General features: G+C 53.5%; 13 protein-coding genes. 5 read left to right on the top strand and 8 right to left on the bottom strand.

All coding sequences use genetic code 11. The features are described from left to right. Window positions 1-81 precede the first annotated feature (81 nt). Both aceF and aceE read right to left on the bottom strand, forming a co-directional pair. Window positions 82-1,425 (bottom strand): dihydrolipoyllysine-residue acetyltransferase, encoded by a 1,344-nt coding sequence (gene aceF, locus BLP53_RS05715; RefSeq protein ID WP_091471190.1) that lies wholly within the window; start codon window positions 1,423-1,425, stop codon window positions 82-84. A 26-nt stretch (window positions 1,426-1,451) separates the two neighbouring features. Next, a complete protein-coding gene (aceE, locus tag BLP53_RS05710; protein WP_091471189.1) occupies window positions 1,452-4,121 on the bottom strand; it encodes a pyruvate dehydrogenase (acetyl-transferring), homodimeric type in 2,670 nt (889 codons plus the stop codon). A 308-nt stretch (window positions 4,122-4,429) separates the two neighbouring features. On the opposite strand from aceE, the gene BLP53_RS05705 reads away from it, so the two are divergent. After that, entirely contained in the window at window positions 4,430-5,887 is a 1,458-nt protein-coding gene (locus BLP53_RS05705; protein ID WP_091471188.1) for a M17 family metallopeptidase, read from the top strand. Window positions 5,888-5,901: 14 nt separating this feature from the next. Here the strand turns inward: BLP53_RS05705 and BLP53_RS05700 are convergent, their stop codons facing one another. The 3 genes from BLP53_RS05700 to BLP53_RS05690 all read right to left on the bottom strand — a co-directional run bounded on the left by BLP53_RS05700 (window position 5,902) and on the right by BLP53_RS05690 (window position 7,945). After that, entirely contained in the window at window positions 5,902-7,128 is a 1,227-nt protein-coding gene (locus BLP53_RS05700) for an NAD(P)/FAD-dependent oxidoreductase (protein ID WP_091471187.1), read from the bottom strand. A gap of 119 nt (window positions 7,129-7,247) precedes the next feature. Then, window positions 7,248-7,589 carry a protein tyrosine phosphatase family protein gene (locus BLP53_RS05695; RefSeq protein ID WP_091471186.1) on the bottom strand — a complete coding sequence of 114 codons (342 nt, stop codon included), beginning with the start codon at window positions 7,587-7,589 and terminating at the stop codon, window positions 7,248-7,250. An 8-nt stretch (window positions 7,590-7,597) separates the two neighbouring features. Continuing rightward, window positions 7,598-7,945, bottom strand: a complete 348-nt coding sequence (locus BLP53_RS05690; protein ID WP_091471185.1) for an ArsR/SmtB family transcription factor — start codon at window positions 7,943-7,945, stop codon at window positions 7,598-7,600. A 227-nt stretch (window positions 7,946-8,172) separates the two neighbouring features. Between BLP53_RS05690 and BLP53_RS05685 the strand changes: the two genes are divergently transcribed. Together BLP53_RS05685 and BLP53_RS05680 are read left to right on the top strand one after the other, a co-directional pair. Further along, entirely contained in the window at window positions 8,173-8,835 is a 663-nt protein-coding gene (locus BLP53_RS05685; RefSeq protein WP_091471184.1) for a Crp/Fnr family transcriptional regulator, read from the top strand. 129 nt (window positions 8,836-8,964) lie between these two features. Next, a complete protein-coding gene (locus BLP53_RS05680) occupies window positions 8,965-9,555 on the top strand; it encodes a glycine zipper 2TM domain-containing protein (RefSeq protein WP_091471183.1) in 591 nt (196 codons plus the stop codon). Between the two features lie 64 nt (window positions 9,556-9,619). Here BLP53_RS05680 and BLP53_RS05675 read toward each other — a convergent pair whose 3' ends face one another. The 3 genes from BLP53_RS05675 to BLP53_RS05665 all read right to left on the bottom strand — a co-directional run bounded on the left by BLP53_RS05675 (window position 9,620) and on the right by BLP53_RS05665 (window position 11,995). Next, window positions 9,620-10,168 carry a Smr/MutS family protein gene (locus BLP53_RS05675; protein WP_091471182.1) on the bottom strand — a complete coding sequence of 183 codons (549 nt, stop codon included), beginning with the start codon at window positions 10,166-10,168 and terminating at the stop codon, window positions 9,620-9,622. Window positions 10,169-10,260: 92 nt separating this feature from the next. Beyond that, window positions 10,261-11,211: a thioredoxin-disulfide reductase gene (gene trxB, locus BLP53_RS05670; protein WP_091471181.1), complete on the bottom strand. Its 951-nt coding sequence runs from the start codon at window positions 11,209-11,211 to the stop codon at window positions 10,261-10,263. A 319-nt stretch (window positions 11,212-11,530) separates the two neighbouring features. Further along, the gene (locus tag BLP53_RS05665) at window positions 11,531-11,995 is read right to left on the bottom strand and encodes a Dps family protein (protein WP_091471180.1); all 465 of its coding nucleotides are present in this window, start codon (window positions 11,993-11,995) and stop codon (window positions 11,531-11,533) included. A 110-nt stretch (window positions 11,996-12,105) separates the two neighbouring features. Here BLP53_RS05665 and BLP53_RS05660 point away from each other — a divergent pair, with 110 nt between their 5' ends. Both BLP53_RS05660 and lolA read left to right on the top strand, forming a co-directional pair. Beyond that, window positions 12,106-14,418, top strand: coding sequence for a DNA translocase FtsK (locus BLP53_RS05660; RefSeq protein ID WP_091471179.1), 2,313 nt, complete (start codon window positions 12,106-12,108; stop codon window positions 14,416-14,418). Further along, on the top strand, window positions 14,411-15,034 hold the full coding sequence (lolA, locus tag BLP53_RS05655; RefSeq protein WP_091471178.1) for an outer membrane lipoprotein periplasmic chaperone LolA: 624 nt from the start codon (window positions 14,411-14,413) through the stop codon (window positions 15,032-15,034). Before BLP53_RS05660 ends, lolA begins: the two co-directional genes overlap by 8 nt. The last annotated feature ends 13 nt before the right edge of the window (window positions 15,035-15,047 follow it).

Raw genomic sequence — 15,047 nt, 5'->3', positions numbered from 1 at the left:
TATCTGTTGTTCTGCTGCAGGGCTGCTAAAAAACAAAAGGCGCTAAGCGCCTTTTGTTTATACCCTGAATGTACCCAACGATTACAGCAATAAGCGTCTGACATCGCTCAACATCACACGCAGATGGCTGGTGAATCGCGCACCGTCGGCACCATCGATCACGCGGTGATCGTAGGAGAGTGACAGCGGCATAATCAGGCGTGGGTCAAAGCCATTGGTCTCTTTGTTATAGACTGGCTGCATCGCCGCACGTGAGACACCCAGAATCGCGACTTCAGGGCAGTTGATGATAGGTGTGAACATGGTGCCACCGATGCCGCCCAGGCTGGAAATGGTAAAGCAGCCGCCTTGCATTTCCTCGACCTTCAACTTGCGCTCGCGGGCCTTGGCAGAGAGGTCAGCCAGGTCACGCGCGATATCCATCACGTCTTTCTGGTTCACGTCACGTACCACAGGCACCACCAGGCCGTCCGGCGTATCGCAGGCAAAGCCGATATGGTAATACTGTTTCAGGATCAGGCTGTCGCCTTCCGGGGATAGTGAGGCATTGAAGTTGGGGTAGGTGCGCAGTGCGTTGACCACGGCTTTCATCAGGAAGGCCAGCAATGTCAGCTTCACGCCACGTTTTTCCGCCTCGGCCAGCATGGACTTGCGGAAATCTTCCAGGTCTGTAATGTCGGCTTCATCAAACTGGGTGACATGCGGCGCCGTGACCCAGTTACGGTGCAGGTTGGCACCAGACAATTTCTTGATACGAGACAGCGGCTTGGTTTCGATACCGCCAAACTGGCTGAAATCAATCACCGGCATCGGCAGGGTGCTTAAGCCGCTACCCACGCCCATATTTTCAGAGCGTGGTTTGGACAATTCGCCTTTGACATAAGCTTGTACGTCAGCTTGCAGGATACGGTTCTTGGGACCGCTGGCTTTCACCAGTGACAGGTTCACTCCCAGTTCACGCGCAAACTTGCGTACAGAAGGGCTGGCGTGCGCCAGCTTGCCGCTGCTACCAACGCTGCTGGCCGCGACCGGGTTAGGTGTGGCCTGTGGCTGGATGACTTGTGGCACTTCGGCAACAGGGCGTGTTGGCTCGGGAACGGCAACTTTTGCTTCATCAACAGTCACAGTGGCCACGACCGGTGTCGCTGTGGGTTGTGGGGCTACTTTTTCAGCCGGTGCTGCTTCGGCCGCGGTATCCAGGGTCAGGATCAGTGCACCCTGTTGGGTTTTGTCGCCGACTTTAATGTGGATTTCCTTGACCACACCAGCCAGCGAGGAGGGAATATCCATGGAGGCCTTATCAGACTCTACAGTAATCAGTGAATCCTCTTTGGCGACGGTGTCACCCACGCTGACCAGGACTTCGATGACGTCGACGCTGTCAAAGTTGCCGATATCCGGCACCAGTACTTCTTTGATAGACATATTGTGTATGTTCCTTATGTCGTGACTTAAATCGTCGCCGGGTTGGCGCGCTTAACGTCGATATTATATTTTTTGATTGCTTCGCTTGCTTTTGCTGCCGGCAATTTGCCTTCGTCCGCTAGCGCTTTCAATGCCGCCAGGACTACGTAGTAGCGGTCAACTTCAAAGAAGCTGCGCAGTGCTTCGCGTGAGTCGGAACGACCATAGCCATCTGTTCCCAGGGCGATAAACTTGTTAGGCACGAACGGACGGATCTGGTCAGCAAAGCTGCGCATATAGTCTGTAGATGCAATCACCGGGCCTTCGGCCTTTTTCAGGGACTCTTCCACGTAGCTCAGCTTCGGTTTGGCTTCCGGATGCAACAGATTGTGACGCTCGGCATCAATACCCTCGCGACGCAGTTCGGTAAAGCTGGTGACGCTCCATACATCGGCAGACACGCCCCAGTCTTTTTCCAGCAACTCGGCCGCCGCAATCACCTCGCGCAGGATCACGCCGGAGCCCATCAGTTGTACTTTAGGGCCTTTGACTTTGGATTTGCTGAAACTGTACATGCCTTTGAGGATGCCTTCAGCACTACCTTCTGGCATGGCCGGGTGGCTGTAGTTTTCGTTCATCAGGGTGATGTAGTAATACACATCTTCCTGGTTCTGCACCATGCGGCGCATGCCTTCCTGGATAATCACGGCCAGCTCGTAAGCAAAGGTCGGGTCATAAGATACACAGTTCGGAATCGTTGCGGACATCAGGTGGCTATGGCCATCTTCGTGCTGTAAACCTTCACCATTCAATGTGGTACGGCCAGCGGTGGCACCCAGCAGGAAACCACGTGCACGGCTGTCGCCAGCGGCCCAGGCAAAGTCACCAATACGCTGGAAACCGAACATCGAGTAATAGATGTAGAACGGAATCATCTGCGTGCCGGTCACGCTATAAGACGTCGCCGCCGCCAGCCAGCTGGCGAAGGAACCGGCTTCGTTAATGCCTTCTTCGAGGATCTGGCCGCTCTGGGATTCCTTGTAGAACATCACCTGGTCAGAATCTTGTGGCTCGTACAGCTGGCCTACGGATGAATAGATGCCCAATTGACGGAACATGCCTTCCATACCGAAGGTACGTGCTTCATCAGGCACGATAGGCACTACGTATTTGCCAACTTGCTTGTCACGTACCAGGGTAGACAGAATACGCACAAATGCCATGGTGGTGGAAATTTCACGCTCACCGGTGGCGCCCAGCATATTTTCAAATGCAGACAGTTCAGGCACGGTCAGCTCGTTACCTTTACGGCGGCGGCTAGGAACAAAGCCACCCAAAGCGGAACGGCGTTCCATCATATACTTGATTTCCGGGCTGTCTTCAGCCGGACGGTAGTAAGACAGGTTTTCTACCTGTTCATCAGTCAATGGCAGGTCAAAGCGGTCACGGAAAGCTTTCAGTGAATCCATGTCCATGCTTTTCTGCTGGTGAGTCGTGTTCTGGCCTTCACCCGCGTCACCCATGCCGTAACCCTTGACGGTTTTGGCCAGGATCACAGTCGGCTGGCCTTTGTGGGTCACCGCAGCGTGATAGGCAGAGAATACTTTATGTGGGTCATGACCGCCACGGTTCAGGCGCCAGATGTCGGCATCGGACATCGCTGCCACCATTTCACGCAACTCAGGATATTTGCCGAAGAAGTTTTCACGCGTGTACGCGCCACCTTTTTGCTTGAAGTTCTGGTATTCGCCATCCACGCATTCCTCCATGCGTTTACGCAGCAAACCGTCTTTATCCATGGCCAGCAATGGATCCCAGTAAGAACCCCAGATGACCTTGATCGCGTTCCAGCCCGCACCGCGGAAGTTGGATTCCAGTTCCTGGATAATCTTGCCGTTGCCACGTACCGGGCCATCCAGGCGCTGCAGATTACAGTTGATGACGAAAATCAGGTTATCCAGACCTTCACGGGCGGCCAGTGAAATCGCACCTTGAGATTCCGGCTCATCCATCTCGCCATCGCCACAGAAGACCCATACCTTGCGGTCAGCCGTATCGGCAATGCCACGGTTGTGCAGGTATTTGAGGAAACGTGCCTGGTAGATACCGGCCAAGGGGCCCAGGCCCATGGATACGGTCGGGAATTGCCAGAAATCAGGCATCAACCAGGGGTGTGGGTAGCTGGAGAGGCCATTGCCGCCGGTTTCCTGGCGGAAGTTGTCCATTTGTTCTTCCGAAATACGGCCTTCCAGGAAGGCACGTGCGTACACGCCTGGCGAGGAGTGGCCCTGGAAATAGATACAGTCGCCGCCAAAGCTTTCGTTGGCTGCGCGGAAAAAGTGGTTAAAGCCCACGTCATACAAAGTGGCTGCCGACTGGAAGCTGGCGATATGGCCACCAATGCCTGGTGATTTTTCATTCGCACGCAGTACCGTCATGATCGAGTTCCAGCGGATCAGCGCGCGGATGCGGCGTTCCATCTCCGGGTCGCCCGGCAGTTTGGCCTGCAGGTGTGTTGGAATGGTGTTCACATAAGCAGTGGTTGCTTTGTAAGGCAAGTGGCCACCGGAACGGCGGGCCTGGTCAATCATTGCTTCCAGCAGGAAGTGGGCACGTTCTGGCCCTTCATTCTCAATGACAGCACTGAGCGCTTCTAACCACTCCTGGGTTTCTTGTGCATCAGTTTCATTGAGGTGTGCTTGCGAATGCGTTGCCATGCGTGAGGATTCTCCGAGTTTTAAGTCGCTATGCGTATAATCTAGCGCAAAATGTGATGCCTAGAGTTGAGCAATTCTTAGAGTTGAGCAAATGTTAGATTACCAAGAAGGGATTCCGACATTGTGTACTATTGTTTTAATGGTATCACGTTGGGCATTCCCCCGTGTGGGGAAGGCCAACCTTTCAATCAGCCGTAAGTGTCTCTTTTTTGCTGGTTCTGGTCAAGTTTTGCATGAATTAACCCTGCCTAACTACAGGTATTTGCTACGTTTATTTGATATTTTATAGAAGAGTGTTTTCTGACTGTATGCCGATCAACTGGACCCATTATCCCGAGTTAAATACATCCTCCATGCTGGATTTCTCGCAGCATGTATTACTGGTATTTGTTGATGCCTTGCCCGCTGCCATACCATTCCAGTCCATCCTGGAAAACAGGCTGAAGCGCAGCCAGCGTACGTTGCAAGACATTGCGGGCAAACCGCTGACTTTAGAACTGGTAGAAGGCGCGCTGGTCAGCATCATACAGCTTAAAAATTCACAATCAGCATTTGAGCAGCAGGCCTTGCTCAGGCAGGCCGTCAAACCTTTGCTGGAGGAGCGACCCAGCCGGTTGGCTATTGCGGTTCACGGGCAGGGCAAGATTGACCAGATTGCCAGGCAGGCGGCTTATGTCACCGCGGTTAATGCCCAGCCATTGCCGGCGCTTAAACGGGACGTAAGACAAACTGCCCTGACAGAGATTGGTGTATTCGGAGTCGCCCGTTTGGCATGGGTGGCAGAAGTGGAGGCAGCGATTGCCGGCAATACCTTATGCCGTACGCTGACCTTGACGCCACCGAACCAGCAGACACCGTTGCTTTACCGTCAGCGGTTGCAGGCACTGGCCACAGAGCAGGGCTGGCAGCATACGGAATGGGATTTCAAGCAACTCAAGGCGATGGGTGCAGGCGCTTTTGCCGCAGTGGCGCAAGGCTCAGAGCCGCAGGATGCAGCCATTGTGAAGCTGTCTTATCGCCATCCGCAGGCACGGAAAACCATTGCACTGGTTGGTAAAGGCATTTGCTTTGACACTGGCGGCCATAACCTGAAGTCGGCCAAATATATGCAGGGCATGCATCAAGACATGAATGGCAGTGCGGTTGCCGTTGGTGTGTTACAAGCCGTCAGGGCACAACAATTACCTGTGAACGTTGATTGCTGGCTGGCCATTGCGCAAAACCATATCGGGCCGCTGGCATACAAACAGAATGATGTAGTGACGGCCCTGAACGGTATGACTATTGAGATTGTGCATACCGATGCCGAAGGGCGCATGGTGCTGGCAGATACCTTGACACTGGCCAGTCGTGAAAAGCCGGATGTGATACTGGATTATGCCACCCTTACAGGCAGCATGCAGACGGCACTAGGCACGCGCATGAGCGGCATTGTGGCAAATTCGCAGGCACTGACCGGGCAGATGATAGCGGCTGGCACGGCCAGTGGCGAGCGTGTGGTAGCTTTTCCTTATGCCGGAGATTACGACAGCGAACTGGATAGTGACATTGCCGATATCAAGCAATGCACCATGGAAAGTGATGCCGACCATATCATTGCGGCACGCTTTCTGGGCAAATTCATTGAAGGCGACATGCCATGGTGCCATGTGGATTTATCTGCTTATGCACATAAGGATGGTCTGGGTGCAGTCTCCAGCGAGGTCAATGGTTTTGGTGTGGTATTGACCTTGCGCTGGCTGCAGGATCTCCTGGCGGCGGAATAGTTTGCCAGTGGCTATTAGCCGCAGGCACCGCAGCGTGCCAGCCACTCCCGGCCTTTCAGCATCAGGTTCCAGTACAGCCAGGGCAGGAGATATTTCTTGAGCCACCAGGCTGAACGGCGCGGTTTGGTCGAATCCCAGGGGAAGGTTGGCACGATTTTGCCGCCATAGCCGAATTCTGCCAGGATGATTTTGCCTTTCTCTACCGTTAACGGGCAGGAACCATACCCATCGTAGCGTGACGGTAATGCCTGTCCGGCACGTTGCGCCAGCAGGTTCTCTGCGGCGATCACCACTTGTTTGCGCGCAGCCGCGGCTGTTTTTGCGTTAGGGGTACTGGTGCAATCGCCGACGCCGAAAATTTCCGGGTAGCGTACATGCTGCAAACTATGCTGGTCGACTTCTACCCAGCCGCCTGCATTGGCGAGCGGGCTCTGCTTTACCACTTCCAGTGCGGTTTGTGGCGGTACGACGTGCAGCAAGTCAAATGGCTTGCTGATGCGGGAAGTATTTCCCTCCGCGTCTTTGACTTCAAACCAGGCGGTCTTGCCGGGACCATCCACTTCAACCAGATTGCTATTCAGGTTGAGGTCTACCTGGTAACGGCGCATGTATTGCATCAGTGGTTCTACATATTCTTTCACGCCAAACAGGCTGGGCGTGGCCGTGTAAAACGAGGCCTTGATCTTGCCCAGCCGGCCTTTGCCCATCCATTCCGCGCAGGAAAGATACAGGGCTTTCTGCGGTGCGCCGGCGCATTTGATCGGCATGCCGGGCTGGGTAAACAGCGCCTCGCCCGATTGCAGTTGCTGCACCAGTTGCCAGGTGTATGGCGCCAGGTCAACCCTGTAGTTCGAGGTGACGCCGTTTTTCCCCAGCGTGTCGGTCAAGCCCTTGATGCCTGCCCAGTTCAGTTTCAGGCCGGTAGCAACCACCAGTTGCTGGTATTGAATCGCCCCCAGTTTGTCGGTCAGCACTTGTTTCTGGGCTGGCTGGAATTCAGTGGCACCAGCCTGTAGCCAGGTGACCCCTGCGGGAATGCAGTCTGCCATTGGCCGCATGGTTTTGTTGACATCAAATTCCCCGGCGCCTACCAGTGTCCAGGCGGGCTGGTAATAATGTTGGTCCGAAGGCTCGATAATGGCGATTTTCAGTGCGGGTGCACGTTTTTTCAGGCTGGCTGCAATGGCGCAACCGGCACTGCCACCACCTACAATGACAACTTCGAAAGATGAATTGCTCATAATGTCGGATTCCCTAAAAAGTGAGATCAATATTAACGTTCTGGCCAGTGGGGCAGATGTGAGCGCAGGTCTTCTTTCCCCTCACTTTGCGGCAGCTGGCGGACAACAGTCCGGTTTATTCATGCGTCAGACTGGACGGCCTGCTGGTAAACATTACTGGCGCGATTGCCAGTACGGCAAAAGCCGAGTATCGGGCCGGGATGCTGCGCCAGCAATGTGCGTATCTGTGCTATATGTGCCGGTTGAACCTGGTTAGGTGCCACCGGAATGTAGGCATAGGCCAGGCCGAGCGGCTGCGCCCTGGCTGCCAGTGCGGCGCTGGTAGGCTGCATGTCGCCACCTTCACCATCCGGGCGAAAATTAATCACCAGCCTGAATCCCTGACTGGCAATGGCCTCCAGGTCAGCTTCGTTCAGTTGGCCAGCGATACTGAAACGCTGGTCTATCGGTTTGATTTCCATGGTAGCTCCTAAGCACGTTTCAAATGGGCATTGACTGCTTTTTGGCAAAACTCCCGGTGTAAGACCTGAATCACGGCCAGTGCGGCTGGACTGCTGATGCTGTAAAACACATTTTTGCCTTCGCGGCGGGTGGTGACCAGTTGTGCTTCGCGTAAAACAGTTAATTGCTGTGACAGGCTTGGCTGCCGTAAATTCAGGCTGCTTTCCAGTTCGCTGACGGATTTCTCACCCTGGGAGAGTTGGCATAGCAGCATTAACCGGTCACTATTAGCCATCACCTTCATCAGGCTGCTGGCCTGATCGGCAGACGCTCTCAGTTGATCAAAAATATCCGCTGCAATATCAGGTGTTTGCATGTTGCCCCTATATTGATCATTTGTTTTTATATGTGATGAAGTCATTGTTTGAATCATAAACCAGCTAACACGGGACGAACATTCACGGGAACCCAATTAGGAATGAACCTGAAATGATCTGTGTGATAGAGGCTTGCGCTTCAAGTATGATAAAGTTTATCGCATAAAACTATGTCATGGTACGTTCTGTGGCAGCGTACAGGGATAAATGATAAAAAGGACCGGAGATGCAGTCACTTTCATGGATCAGCCTGTTTCCTGAACTGGAAGCGCTGGAGGAACCCGCTAAAAAGCTAGTCATGCAGTTTGCGCGCATTGTGGAAGCGCCGACAGGCACGATAGGTTACCAGGAAGGGGATCACTGTGGTGGTTACGTGTTGCGCCTGAAAGGCCGGTCACGCGTGTACAAAATGTCGGCCAGTGGCCGCGAAATTGTGCTGTATCGCGTCAGCGCCGGTGAAACCTGTGTCATTACCACGACCTGCCTGCTGGGCAATAGCCAGTATCCGGCCTCTACTATCGTGGAAGAAGAAATCCAGGATGTCATTATTCCCGATGCCATTTTCCAGAGGCTCATGATTGATTCGCCGGTATTCAGGCAGTATGTGATGCAGAACTATGGTGCCCTGATCAGCGACCTGATTGTGCTGCTGGATGAGGTTGCCTTCCAGACGCTGGATGCGCGGCTGGCAAAATGCCTGCTGGATATGGGAAGCAACACGATTCAACGTACGCATCAGCAGATCGCCGATGAACTGGGCACTGCCCGCGAAGTGGTCAGTCGCCAGCTAAAACGGCTGGAGCAGAAAGGCTGGCTGCATATGGGGCGCGGCATGATTGAAATTCAGCAGAGAGCTGAATTGCTTAAACTGGCAAACAGCGGCCAGTAACGGCGCAGCCTGTATCTGCGCAGATACAAAATTATGCGCAACCGGATACATCTGGCAGTCCTCCCACATGATTGAATGCACGTTATGGAAATGACTGCATCAGGCAGGATGTGTTGAGAGGAGAAACAAATGCGTAAACTGATAGGATTGAGTGTTGTACTGATGACGGCGAGCCAGATGGCGGCTGCCGATCAAATCATTGACCGGGCCAGGGTGCTGTCCGTGAGCCCGCAAGTACAGAGTATCAATCAGCCACGCCAGGAATGCCGGACCGACTATGTACGTGAAAGTGTTTATGAACCCGCACACTCCAATACCGGTGCGATTGTGGGTGGGGTAGCGGGTGGTTTGCTGGGGAGTACCATAGGCAAAGGCAGTGGCCGGATTGTCGCTGCGGCTGTTGGTGCTGGTCTGGGCGCTGTGGTTGGCGACCGGGTGGGCAATCAGAATACTTACGGTCGCGAGCGCATTGTGAACCGTCCGGTTCAGCAATGCGTGACGGTAGACCAGTGGCAAACTGTCACGACCGGTTATGTAGTGAACTACGAATACCAGGGGCGTCAGTACAGCACTGTGATGGACAGGAATCCAGGGGCCTTCATGGATGTGGCCGTGCAGGTGAATCCGCAACATTACGTGCTGGCGCAACCGATGCCCGCAGTTTACCGCCCGGTTGCCATGCAAGGGCGCGGGCCACAGCATTCACGTCGTTATTGGTAATTTACCGGCAGTTACCTGTAATCTTAATCATCTGGAAAACGCGATATCTGTGAAGATATCGCGTTTATGCTTTAAGCAGCACAATCACGGCACCGCTGCCGCCATCATTGGTTCGTGCCTGGGCATAGGCAATCACTTCATCTTTTTGCATCAGCCAGTTGCGCAACTTATGCTTGAGGACTGGTTCTTTGTTTCTGGAACCTAATCCTTTGCCGTGCACTATCCTGATGCAGCGTAAGCCACGCTTTTTGCAGTCAGCAATAAACTCGGAAACATATAAACGGGCTTCATCGCTGACCAGGCCATGCAAATCTATATGGGCTTGCACCACCCAATGGCCGCGGCGCAATTTACTGAGTACCAGCGGCGATTGGCCATCGCGCAGGTACAACAGCTCTTCACCACTCTCCAGTTCGTGTGCAGGAATATAGTGGTCGCTTAACGAATCGACGAGTGCCTGTTGCTCATCCCGTATCAGCTGACGCGGAATCGGTTTGGGTTTTTTCGGCGCATGCAGGATACGCTTGGCTTCGACCGGACGAGCGCCCTTGACTGCTTCATGGAACAGCTGAATATCGTCGTCATCCTCTGTGTTGGGCAAGTCGTTGGCCATGGCGATATTGTATTCACTCAAGACTATATTCTAAAAGAAAAAAGCGCACCCCGACTTTATTCATCCGGGCGCGCTTTTTCTTCAATCCAACCTTATTCCAGGTTGGTCAGGTAGCGCTCGGCATCCAGTGCGGCCATACAACCGGTACCAGCACTCGTCACTGCCTGGCGGTAAATATGGTCCTGCACGTCACCCGCCGCAAACACGCCGGGGATATTGGTCGCGGTAAAGTTACCCTGGCGACCGGTTTGCGTGATGATATAGCCGCCCTCCATATCGAGCTGGCCTTCAAAGATTTGTGTATTCGGCTGGTGGCCAATCGCAATAAACACGCCTTTGAGCGGAATATCCTTGGTATTGCCGGAATTCACGTCTTTCACGCGCATGCCTGTGACACCGGTGTTATCGCCCAATACTTCGTCCAGCGTATGGAAAGTTTCCAGTACCACTTTGCCTTCCTTGACACGCTCCATGAGTTTGTCGACCAGAATCGCTTCGGCCTTGAATTTATCCCGGCGGTGCACCAGCGTCACCTTGCTGGCGATATTGGCCAGATACAGGGTTTCTTCCACGGCGGTATTCCCGCCACCAATGACGGCGACCTCCTGGTTACGATAGAAAAAGCCGTCGCAAGTGGCACAGGCGGAGACGCCTTTACCCGCAAAGGCTTCTTCACTCGGCAGGCCCAGGTATTTGGCCGAAGCACCCGTAGCGATAATCAGGGCATCACAGGTATATTCCCCGTTATCACCCACCAAACGAATCGGTTTTTCTTTCAGGTGGGTGGTGTGGATATGGTCGAAAATCATTTCGGTATTGAAACGCTCGGCATGCTGCTGAAAGCGCGCCATCAATTCCGGCCCCATCACACCCATGGCATCGGCCGGCCAGTTATCCACTTCGGTGGTGGTCATCAACTGGCCACCTTGCGCCAGGCCGGTAATCAGCACCGGGTTCAGGTTGGCGCGTGCCGCATACACAGCTGCGGTGTAACCGGCAGGGCCGGAACCCAGGATCATTAAACGGGCATGCTTGGTAGCCATACTTTATCTTTCTTGGTGAATAAGTGATGTTCAATAAAATGGGGATGAACCTACCTGTTACAAGGTGTCATCCCCGGATTTGTTTTTAAATGACTGCGTTTAGAGAGGTACTGGTAACGCTTATTATTCCATCAGGTTTCTCAGCACCCATACGGTTTTTAGTTTCGGCATAACCTGAAGGTTAGCCTGTACTGAAAGACTGCCTGGAATTACTTCTCAAGCAGGCTACGCAGCATCCAGGCAGTCTTTTGGTTTCGGCCGCTTCGCTTAACATTGATTGTATCGATGTTAGCCTGCACCGAAAAACCGCATGCGTAGTTTATTTCTCCAATAAACTACGTAACATCCATGCGGTTTTTTCATGTAACTGCAAGCGTTGGGTCAGCAAGTCTGCTGTCGCTTCATCGTCCGCTTTTTCTGCTGCCGGGAACACGCTACGCGCAGTACGGCAAACGGCCTCATGGCCGGCCACCAGTTCGCGAATCATGTCATTGGCTTTGGGCACATCCACGGTTTCGTCAATTGAGGTCAGTTTGGAAAACTGGGCATACGTGCCCGGCGCATACACACCCAGCGAGCGGATACGTTCGGCAACCAGGTCTACCGCCAGTGCCAGCTCGGTATATTGTGTTTCAAACATCAGGTGCAAGGTGTTGAACATCGGACCGGTGACATTCCAGTGGAAGTAGTGGGTTTTCAGATACAAGGTATATGTATCCGCCAGCAGTTTTGATAAACCTTCTGCAATTTGATGACGATCTTCGTTATTGATACCAATATCCATGGCGGTCTCCTTATTGTGGGTAAAGCTATTTTAAAAGCTAGAATGCCTGTCTGCAATTTGATTTTGTTATAATCATTTAAGTTCATTTGCGTAAAGAAAGAGATAACGCATTGTTTTTTAATAAAAAAAGTATATCCAATGCCCGTTTGGAAAGAGAGTCTACCGAAAAGCAGTTAAAAGACGCCAAACTGGTACGCGAAGTCACGTGGATCGCACTGGCCGCGCTGGGTGTATTTCTGGCGGTTATCCTGGTGTCTTACTCGCATGAGGACCCGGGCTGGACCCATGCCATCGGTGAAAACGGTATTGTACATAATGCGGGCGGTGTGGTGGGGGCATGGATTGCCGATGTGCTGCTTTCCCTGTTTGGCTTTTCTTCCTGGTGGTTTGTCATCCTGGCCTTTTACTTTGTCTGGCTGATGTACCAGCGCCTGCATCTGGATGCTGCCGAAAAGCAGGACTGGTGGCTGAACGGCGTCGGTTTTGCATTGTTATTGCTGGCCTCTGCCGCGCTGGAATCCGGTCATCTGGTGAATTTTCCGGCAGATTTCCCTTTAAAACAGGGGGGCGTGATTGGCAGCGGTATTGACCACCTGTTGCGCAATATGTTCGGGTTTGCCGGCTCCACTATGCTGTTGCTGGTGTTGTTCGCCACGGCGTTCAGCCTGTTTACCGGCTGGTCGCTGATCAGTATGAGCGAGCAATTAGGGGAAGGGGTGATTCGCCTTTACCAGTGGAGTTTGCTGAAATACCAGGATTTTCAGGACCGCCAGGTCGGCCGCCAGGTATTACAGGCGCGTGAAGAATTTGTCGAAGCCGAGCGTAAACGCATTGAAGACCGCAAACCGGTAGAAATTACCGTGCCTGAAATTGTGATTGAGCCCAGCGAGCGCGTGGTCAAGGAAAAACAGGCGGTGCTGTTTGAAGTGATTACGCAGGAAGGGCTGCCGCCCTTGCATTTGCTGGACGCACCTAACCAGTCGGTTGAGCTGCAGTCAGCCGAAACACTGGATTTCACTTCGCGCCTGATTGAGCGCAAGCTGATGGACTTTGGCATTGAGGTCAAAGTGGTGACTGCGCAACCTGGCCCGGTGATTACGCGTTACGAGCTGGATCCCGCGCCTGGCGTCAAAGGCAGCCAGATCACCAACCTGGCCAAGGATTTGGCACGTGCCTTGTCCGTGATCAGCGTGCGCGTGGTGGAAACCATTCCCGGCAAAAGTTATATGGGTCTGGAGATTCCTAATCCCAAGCGCCAGATTGTGTCCTTGTCCGAAATCATGGGCAGCCAGGCGTATGCCGACCTGAATTCCCCACTGGCGATTGCCATGGGTAAAGATATTGCCGGTAAGCCTATTGTCGCTGACCTGGCCAAAATGCCGCATGTGCTGGTGGCAGGTACTACGGGTTCCGGTAAGTCTGTTGCGATTAACGCGCTGATTCTGAGCCTGCTGTACAAGTCTGAAGCCAGCCGGGTGCGTATGATCCTGATTGACCCGAAAATGCTGGAATTATCGGTGTATGAAGGCATTCCGCATTTGCTGGCGCCGGTGGTGACCGATATGCGCCAGGCAGCCAATGCCTTGAACTGGTGTGTGGCCGAAATGGAGCGCCGTTATAAGCTGATGTCCACCTTAGGCGTACGTAACCTGGCGGGCTACAACCAGAAGATCCAGGAGGCGAAAAAACAGGGTACACCGATTCCGCACCCATTCAGCCTGACCCCGGATGAACCGGAGCCACTGGATGAAATGCCATTGATTGTCGTCGTCATCGATGAACTGGCCGACCTGATGATGGTGGTGGGCAAGAAGGTGGAAGAGTTGATTGCACGACTGGCGCAAAAGGCGCGTGCGTCCGGTATCCACCTGGTCCTGGCGACACAACGCCCTTCTGTCGATGTGATTACCGGCCTGATCAAAGCCAACGTGCCCACACGCGTGGCATTTCAGGTTTCCAGCAAGATAGACTCCCGCACTATCCTGGACCAGATGGGTGCCGAAACCCTGCTCGGCCAAGGCGATATGTTGTATTTGCCGCCAGGTAGCGGCTATCCGCAACGTATCCACGGTGCATTCGTCAGCGATGGCGAAGTGCACAATGTGGTCAACTTCCTCAAAGCGCAAGGGGAACCGAATTATATTGAAGGCATTCTGACCAATGAGACCGAAGGAGGCGACCTTGATGGCATGTCAGGCGGTGAGGATGGCGGTGGTGAAAAAGACCCGCTGTATGATGAGGCGGTGGCGATTGTGCTGAAAACCCGTCGTGCATCCATCTCCTCGGTACAACGTCAATTACGGATTGGTTATAACAGGGCGGCAAGATTGATAGAAGATATGGAACGTGCAGGACTGGTCTCGGCCATGCAAAGCAATGGTAACCGTGAAGTGCTGGTCAAGGCCGGAGGTGAGCATGAGTAAGCGCTGGTTCATGCATGCGCTATGGTATGCAAGCCTGCTGGCTGTGTCATTGGCTCATGCCGATGGTGTGGACGATTTGAAGCATTTTTACCAAAGCACGCAATCCATGCGCGCGAATTTCAAGCAGACCGTGTTTGACCAGAAAGGCAGCAAGTTGCAGGAAGTGGATGGCACCATGCTGTTGCAGCGGCCCAACAAATTCCGCTGGGATTATCACAAGCCTTACGAGCAGCAGATTATCAGTGACGGGCGCCAGGTGTTTTTGTTTGATGTTGATTTGCAGCAAGTGAGCGTGCGGGCCGTTGACAAGGTGCTGGGCACCAGTCCGGCTGCTTTGCTGGCAGGCGGCTCGAATGTGGAAGAAAGCTTCCAGTTGTCGCGCCTGGGGGATTTTGACGGCATGCAGCGTGTACAGGCCAAGCCCAAACAGAAAGACAGCGGCTTCCAGGTGGTGGTGATTTCCTTCGATCATGGCAAGCTGGCCGAAATGCGCCTGGTGGATGCGTTCAGCCAGAGTACGCACATTGTGTTCTCCAATGTGGAAGTCAACCCGTCATTGCAGACATCCCAGTTCCTGTTCAAGATTCCCCAAGGAGTGGACGTCGTCGGTGAGTAAGCCGCTCACGACT

This window comes from Methylophilus rhizosphaerae, from assembly GCF_900100975.1.
Classification (GTDB): Bacteria; Pseudomonadota; Gammaproteobacteria; order Burkholderiales; family Methylophilaceae; genus Methylophilus; species Methylophilus rhizosphaerae.
Note: the sequence above shows the minus strand (reverse complement) of the source record. Positions and strands in the feature narration are given on the sequence as shown.

Bases quoted from the DNA above. Each gene is read 5' to 3' on its own strand.
- BLP53_RS05690 (WP_091471185.1), bottom strand. From the start codon at position 7,945: ATGCAAACACCTGATATTGCAGCGGATATTTTTGATCAACTGAGAGCG.
- lolA (WP_091471178.1), top strand. From the start codon at position 14,411: ATGAGTAAGCGCTGGTTCATGCATGCGCTATGGTATGCAAGCCTGCTG.
- aceE (WP_091471189.1), bottom strand. From the start codon at position 4,121: ATGGCAACGCATTCGCAAGCACACCTCAATGAAACTGATGCACAAGAA.
- BLP53_RS05665 (WP_091471180.1), bottom strand. From the start codon at position 11,995: ATGGATATTGGTATCAATAACGAAGATCGTCATCAAATTGCAGAAGGT.
- BLP53_RS05680 (WP_091471183.1), top strand. From the start codon at position 8,965: ATGCGTAAACTGATAGGATTGAGTGTTGTACTGATGACGGCGAGCCAG.
- aceF (WP_091471190.1), bottom strand. From the start codon at position 1,425: ATGTCTATCAAAGAAGTACTGGTGCCGGATATCGGCAACTTTGACAGC.
- BLP53_RS05695 (WP_091471186.1), bottom strand. From the start codon at position 7,589: ATGGAAATCAAACCGATAGACCAGCGTTTCAGTATCGCTGGCCAACTG.
- BLP53_RS05685 (WP_091471184.1), top strand. From the start codon at position 8,173: ATGCAGTCACTTTCATGGATCAGCCTGTTTCCTGAACTGGAAGCGCTG.
- BLP53_RS05705 (WP_091471188.1), top strand. From the start codon at position 4,430: ATGCCGATCAACTGGACCCATTATCCCGAGTTAAATACATCCTCCATG.
- BLP53_RS05675 (WP_091471182.1), bottom strand. From the start codon at position 10,168: ATGGCCAACGACTTGCCCAACACAGAGGATGACGACGATATTCAGCTG.
- trxB (WP_091471181.1), bottom strand. From the start codon at position 11,211: ATGGCTACCAAGCATGCCCGTTTAATGATCCTGGGTTCCGGCCCTGCC.
- BLP53_RS05700 (WP_091471187.1), bottom strand. From the start codon at position 7,128: ATGAGCAATTCATCTTTCGAAGTTGTCATTGTAGGTGGTGGCAGTGCC.